The sequence below is a fragment of the Caldisericia bacterium genome (assembly GCA_021158845.1).
Taxonomy (GTDB): Bacteria; Caldisericota; Caldisericia; order B22-G15; family B22-G15; genus B22-G15.
This window is the reverse complement of sequence record JAGGSY010000175.1, coordinates 1-1,427: the sequence shown is the minus strand read 5'-3', so window position 1 is coordinate 1,427 and position 1,427 is coordinate 1. Positions and strand designations below refer to the sequence as shown.

Below are 1,427 nucleotides of genomic sequence, written 5' to 3'. Positions count from 1 at the left end.
TTAGATATAAATATTTATGTTAAAAATATATTTATGGAAAAAAGAAAAAATATTCTTCTTCTTATTCTTCTTGGATGTATATGGGGTTCAAATTTCCTTTTTATAAGAATTGGGGTGAGAGATATAAAACCTATGACTTTTACAAGTCTCAGATTGTTCATTGCCGCACTGGTGTTTTACATGGTATTGAAATTCACTGGAAAGGATCTTCGTGTACCCAAAGAATTAATCCCTCTTCTTATTCTTACTGGTATAGTTGATGCCTCTATCCCTCACTTCTTGATAGCATGGGGAGAGCAGTATGTTGAAAGTGGTGTTACATCTTTGATTCTTGCCACCTCTCCATTTTTTACCCTTATAATTGCCCACTTTCTTCTTCAGGATGAGAAGATAACCATGTTAAAATTATTTGGTATTGGAATTGGATTTTTTGGTGTCTTTGTTCTCTTATATAATCATCTTACCTATTCATCCAAAAATTTGTTGGTGGGAGAGATACTTATACTTATTGCATCAATTTTTTATGCATTGGGAACTATTGTTTTTATTCTGGAAAACCCAGCCGCCTCAAGACTAACAATTAGTGCATGTCTTTCTGTTCTTTATGTGGGAATTGTAGGTTCTGTGCTTGGCTATAGTATCTTTTTCTATCTTATAGATAAGACTGGTGCCACAAAATCCTCTCAAATAGGATACATCACTCCCATCTTTGCTACCTTCCTTGGTATAGTTTTTTTAAAGGAATCTTTTACAATAAACCTTCTTATAGGGGCTTTACTTATTCTCTTTGGTGTTTATATCGTTGAGAACTCAAAGACTTAATTACTTTCCATCTTCTTGGAAACAAAGAAGGAGTCTCTTTTACCTTTTTTATAACTAAAAGAGCTCTCTCACTTTCAAAATAGGGAAGCCTGTAAATAAAAATATCCTCTATCTCCCCTCCCAGTTCATTTATAAATGATTCTTCACTCTTAATTAAGTCTATCTCATCAACTCCCTTCCAGAGAAAAATTCTTCCCTTAACTTTTGCAAATGGTATAGAAATTTCAAATATACCAGGGATTTTTAAAACCCATCTTGCAAAAACAGCATCAAAGTTTTCTCTAAAATTTTCCTCTTTTAGTAATTCTTCCCCTCTTTTGTTTACCAAAATTACATTCTCTAATGAAAGGGATTCTATGCAATGCTCAAGGAAATTAAACCTCTTTCTCATTGATTCCACAAGGACCATCTTTGTACCCTTGAGGACGATTTTTAAAGGAATTCCAGGGATTCCTGCCCCTGTTCCTATATCAATTCCAACTTTAAAAAATAGATTTTTATTCCAATGGATGGGAACAAGAGAATCAAGGAATTGTTTTATAGCTATAGCTTCTTCTGTTTTCTCACCTGTTAAATTGAATTTTTTATTCCACTCTCTTATTAAG

The 1,427-nt window shown here is 33.1% G+C and carries 2 protein-coding genes; one reads left to right on the top strand and one right to left on the bottom strand.

Going from position 1 to position 1,427, the window contains the following annotated elements; all coding sequences use genetic code 11:
* Positions 1 to 822: EamA family transporter (locus tag J7J33_06310; GenBank protein ID MCD6168890.1), on the top strand; the 822-nt coding region annotated here is incomplete at its 5' end.
* On the opposite strand, the gene rsmG is transcribed toward J7J33_06310, so the two are convergent.
* The coding region (rsmG, locus tag J7J33_06305; protein MCD6168889.1) for a 16S rRNA (guanine(527)-N(7))-methyltransferase RsmG at positions 779 to 1,427 on the bottom strand (649 nt) is incomplete at its 5' end. The two genes, J7J33_06310 and rsmG, sit on opposite strands and share 44 nt — an antisense overlap.